The sequence below is a fragment of the Pantoea sp. CTOTU46764 genome (assembly GCF_031974595.1).
Taxonomy (GTDB): Bacteria; Pseudomonadota; Gammaproteobacteria; order Enterobacterales; family Enterobacteriaceae; genus Pantoea; species Pantoea trifolii.
This window is the reverse complement of record NZ_DALYOQ010000036.1, coordinates 37,674-41,773: the sequence shown is the minus strand read 5'-3', so window position 1 is coordinate 41,773 and position 4,100 is coordinate 37,674. Positions and strand designations below refer to the sequence as shown.

The following is a 4,100-nucleotide window of genomic DNA, read 5'->3' as shown; positions in this document are numbered from 1 at the left end:
CAAAGGGAGCAGACTGTAAATCTGCCGTCACAGACTTCGAAGGTTCGAATCCTTCTCCCACCACCATCAATACCATTCTCCTCTTTTTCCCACTTGTTTTAATCGTTGTAACCTCCTGATTCACACCATGACTTTTGCCCAAAAACTCGTTACCATCGCGCCATACTTTTGCGGATAAAAATGGCAGCGAAATGAAATTTGTCTCTTTCAACATCAACGGCTTGCGTGCGCGTCCTCATCAATTAGCCGCGCTGGTTGAACAGCATCAACCTGATGTCATCGGCTTGCAGGAAACCAAAGTGCATGACGATATGTTCCCGCTTGAGGACGTCAGCAAACTGGGTTATCACGTGTTTTATCACGGGCAAAAAGGTCATTACGGCGTCGCGCTGCTGACCAAAGCTGAGCCAGTCAGTGTCTCACGCGGTTTTCCCGGCGATGATGAAGATGCTCAGCGCCGTATAATCATGGCGGAAATCCCGAGTCCAATTGGCGATATCACGGTTATCAACGGTTATTTCCCGCAGGGTGAAAGCCGCGACCATCCCACAAAGTTTCCAGCGAAAGAGAAGTTTTATCGCGATCTGCAAAGCTATCTTGAGCAGCAGTTGGCCGTCGATAAACCGGTGTTGATCATGGGTGACATGAACATCAGTAGTACTGATTTTGACATCGGCATTGGTGAAGATAACCGTAAACGCTGGCTGCGCACCGGCAAGTGCTCGTTCCTGCCTGAAGAGCGTGAGTGGATGGATCGCTTGCTGCAATGGGGTTTGGTTGACACCTGGCGCGATAAGTTCCCGGAAACCAACGATCGTTTCTCATGGTTTGATTACCGCTCGAAAGGCTTTGACGACAATCGTGGTCTGCGCATCGATCTGCTGCTGGCGAGCCAACCTCTGGCCTCGCGCTGTATTGAGAGTGGCATCGATTACGATATCCGCAGCATGGAAAAACCGTCGGATCACGCCCCGGTTTGGTCAACGTTTAAGCTGTAATGAAGCAGCGTGGCGTCATACGCCACGCGCTTTTATTTGATGATTTTCCAAATAAGCGGATTGGTGCCTAATACCTTCTCATCCCTGCCGCACTGCAATAACACGCCTTCTGCTTTAACCACCGCACCTTCAGAATAACTGCGATTCTCATAGGTACAGCACTGCATGCAGTTGCTCTGACGATTATTTTGCCCTTGCGTCCAGACTTCGGGTGGCAGATCCACCACCACATCGGTATTACCCGTACGATTATTTTCCGGCTGGCGGTTGGCCAGCGCCGAGGTGCTGCATAACAATAATCCGCCCAGCAACATCATTGCATAACGCATCACTCTGTCTCCTTGGTTTTGCGACGAGCCGTTTTTTGTTTGGCTCTCTTTTTGGCCCCAGGCGCAGTCAATCCGCGAAAGGCCTGTAACGACGGTCGCTGGCGTGCTTCACCAATCAGCCCAATCAAGGTGCTGACCAGCGGCTGCATAAACTCATCATAGCGACAAGATTTCTCACTGATGCGGGTCAGCGTCGATTCCCATTGCGCCGTCATATCCGGCCGGGCGGCCATTTCTGGCAGCGCATGGATCAACGCCCTACCCGCATCCGTCGAATGAATATAGCGGCCTTTTTTCACCAGAAAAGTGCGGCGGAACAGCAATTCAATAATGCCCGCACGCGTCGCTTCCGTACCTAAACCATCGGTTGCACGCAGCACTTTCTTTAATTCTTTATCCTGCACAAAGCGGGCGATGCCCGTCATCGCAGATAACAGTGTCGCATCGGTAAACGGACGCGGCGGCTGCGTCTGCTTCGCCAGCACTTCGCCGCGCTCGCATAGCAGCTCATCGCCTTTGGCGACCACCGGCAGCGGCGTGCCATCGTTCTCCTCGTCACGCTCTTTGCTGCCGAGCAGTGCACGCCAGCCGGCTTCGGCCAGAAAGCGCGCTTTGGCGGTAAATTTACCGCCGCCGATATCGAGGTCAATCACGCATTTGCGGAACACCGCATCCGGGCAAAACTGCATCAGATATTGGCGCGCAATCAGGCCGTAAATATTGGCTTCATTCTCAGTCAGATTGACCTTACTGGCACGCGCGGTAGGAATGATGGCGTGGTGCGCATCAACCTTTTTATCATCCCAACAGCGGTTTTTCTGATCGGGATTGAAATCTGCTGGCGGCGTCAGATTAGGCTGATGCGCCTGAATGGCGTTCAACACCGCATGGCGTCCAGCAAAGTGTTCATCGGGCAGATAGCGGCTATCGGAACGCGGATAGGTAATCAACTTGTGGGTTTCATACAGCCGCTGACAACAATCGAGTACGTTTTGCGCACTAAGTCCAAAGCGTTTGCCGGCTTCGATCTGCAGGCCAGAAAGCGAGAATGGCAGCGGCGCGGTATCCGACTCGCGTTTGTCGTTATAGCCGGTGACCAGCGCGGGCTTACCGTTGATGCGGTCAAGCACGTGATCCGCCAGCGGACGATGCAGCAATCGCCCCTCTTCATCCTGCCACGGCTCGCAAGCATCGCTTGGTACCCATGTCGCGACAAAACGCTCCTCTTTTGGCGTGACGATGTGCGCTTTAACTTCGAAATAGTCCTTCGGGATAAAGTTTTCGATCTCTTCATCGCGACGCACCACCAGACCCAACACCGGCGTCTGCACGCGGCCAACCGACAGCACGCCATCGTACCCAGCGTTGCGCCCCAGCAAGGTAAAAGCGCGCGTCATATTGATGCCATACAGCCAGTCAGCGCGCGCACGCGCTAACGCGGATACGCACAGAGGTATGAATTCACGGTTCTCACGCAAACGCCCAACCGCGCGCTCAACCGCCGAGGGATTGAGATCGTTAATCAAACAACGCTGCACCGTTTTGCGTTTCTCTGGCGCGAGCTGCAGGTAATCCAGCACCTCATCCACCAGCAGTTGACCTTCACGATCGGGGTCACCCGCATGCACCACCGCGCTGGCTTGTTGCAGCAGGCCTTCAATCACTTTTAACTGCTTCGCCACGGAGGGACGCGGCTGCAAGCGCCATTTTTCCGGAATAATTGGTAAATCAGCCAGACTCCAGCGCGCATAGCGGCTGTCGTAACTGTCGGGCTGCGCCTGCTCGAGCAGGTGCCCAACACACCAGGTCACAACCTGGTCATTTCCGCAGGCAATATAGCCGTCTCCGCGTCGATGCGGTTTCGGCAACACGTCGGCAATCGCACGCGCTAAGCTGGGTTTTTCGGCAATAAACAAACGCATGGATGGCGTCGTTCCTTAACGTCAGGTAACTACGGTAATCAGTGGACGATCGGCTTCGGCGGCAAACAGTTCGCCAATCGACGTTGCTTGTACGCCAGCTGCAGAGGCACAGCGCTGGAACGCACCAATAGCGCTGGGTTGAACCGCCACCAGCAAGCCACCGGAGGTTTGTGGATCGCACAGCAGCGCGCGGGTGGCGTCATCAAGCGGGGAAACCTGTTCACCATAACTGGCAAAGTTGCGGCGGGTACCGCCAGGCACCGCTCCCGCAGCGATATAGTCATCGACGCCCGCCAGGCGCGGTACCTGCGACGCAATCACTTCGGCACGTAATCCGGAACCGTGGCAGATTTCACTCAAATGGCCGAGTAAGCCAAAACCGGTAACATCGGTCATGGCGCTGACGCCCGCCAGTTTGGCGAATTCTGCTCCGGCATTATTCAGCTGGCACATCACATCGGCGGCCAGCGACTGGTGTTCAGGTCGCAGCAGGCCTTTTTTCTCGGCGGTGGTGAGAATGCCAATGCCTAATGGTTTGGTGAGGAAGAGCTGACAGCCAGCCTGTGCCGCGCTGTTCTTTTTCACACGCGCCACATCGACGATACCGGTTACCGCCAGACCAAAGATCGGCTCTGGCGCATCAATCGAGTGCCCGCCCGCCAGGGCGATTCCTGCCGCCTGACAAGCAGCACGCCCGCCTTCGACCACTTGCTGCGCCACTTCCGGACTCAGAACATTCACCGGCCAGCCTAAAATAGCGATCGCCATGATCGGTTTCCCGCCCATGGCATAAATATCGCTGATGGCGTTAGTGGCGGCGATACGACCAAAAGTGAAAGGATCGTCGACGA

At 55.1% G+C, this 4,100-nt stretch carries 4 protein-coding genes; 1 reads left to right on the top strand and 3 read right to left on the bottom strand.

Features of this window, described 5'->3' with window-relative positions:
- Window positions 1-191 precede the first annotated feature (191 nt).
- On the top strand, window positions 192-998 hold the full coding sequence (xthA, locus tag RTM06_RS13425; protein WP_256696582.1) for an exodeoxyribonuclease III: 807 nt from the start codon (window positions 192-194) through the stop codon (window positions 996-998).
- 32 nt (window positions 999-1,030) lie between these two features.
- Here xthA and RTM06_RS13420 read toward each other — a convergent pair whose 3' ends face one another.
- The 3 genes from RTM06_RS13420 to selD all read right to left on the bottom strand — a co-directional run.
- Window positions 1,031-1,327 carry a YnjH family protein gene (locus RTM06_RS13420; RefSeq protein ID WP_008110345.1) on the bottom strand — a complete coding sequence of 99 codons (297 nt, stop codon included), beginning with the start codon at window positions 1,325-1,327 and terminating at the stop codon, window positions 1,031-1,033.
- Window positions 1,327-3,249 (bottom strand): DNA topoisomerase III, encoded by a 1,923-nt coding sequence (locus tag RTM06_RS13415; RefSeq protein WP_312182765.1) that lies wholly within the window; start codon window positions 3,247-3,249, stop codon window positions 1,327-1,329. Before RTM06_RS13415 ends, RTM06_RS13420 begins: the two co-directional genes overlap by 1 nt.
- A gap of 21 nt (window positions 3,250-3,270) precedes the next feature.
- Window positions 3,271-4,100 (bottom strand): selenide, water dikinase SelD (selD, locus tag RTM06_RS13410; RefSeq protein ID WP_312182763.1); only part of this gene is annotated, 830 nt, incomplete at its 5' end.

Excerpts from the sequence above, each read along its gene's own strand:
- xthA (WP_256696582.1), top strand. The coding sequence starts at position 192 with ATGAAATTTGTCTCTTTCAACATCAACGGCTTGCGTGCGCGTCCTCAT.
- RTM06_RS13420 (WP_008110345.1), bottom strand. The coding sequence starts at position 1,327 with ATGCGTTATGCAATGATGTTGCTGGGCGGATTATTGTTATGCAGCACC.
- RTM06_RS13415 (WP_312182765.1), bottom strand. The coding sequence starts at position 3,249 with ATGCGTTTGTTTATTGCCGAAAAACCCAGCTTAGCGCGTGCGATTGCC.